Origin of the sequence: Bacillus sp. SIMBA_074 (assembly GCF_046534555.1) — a bacterium.
In the GTDB taxonomy this organism is placed as follows: domain Bacteria; phylum Bacillota; class Bacilli; order Bacillales; family Bacillaceae_G; genus Bacillus_A; species Bacillus_A mycoides.
In genome coordinates this window covers 1-230 of record NZ_JAWRYM010001351.1, presented here as the reverse complement: position 1 = coordinate 230, position 230 = coordinate 1, and the positions used below count along the sequence as shown (strand labels likewise).

The window sequence follows — 230 nt, the reverse complement described above, 5'->3', positions numbered from 1 at the left end:
CGGTGTCGAGCAGGTCGAAAGAGTAGTCGTAATTGGGCGTGGAAAGCTCGAAAAGCTGCCTGAAATTGGCCAGGCAGGTATCCATGGGATCACGGCGCAGGCACACGATCCTGGCGTGTGGCAAAGCCCGCGCGATATGCCCTGCATAGAGGAAGTTGTGCGGCAGCTTGTCCACGAAGCGTGGCACATCGCCTATGAGGGATCGGACGGATGCGACGTATTCGCGGCCC

At 59.6% G+C, this 230-nt stretch carries 1 protein-coding gene; it reads right to left on the bottom strand.

Annotated features, from left to right (window positions below):
- Nucleotides 1-187: sulfotransferase family protein (locus SB773_RS35105; protein ID WP_410595220.1), on the bottom strand; the 187-nt coding region annotated here is incomplete at its 3' end.
- Nucleotides 188-230: the final 43 nt, after the last annotated feature.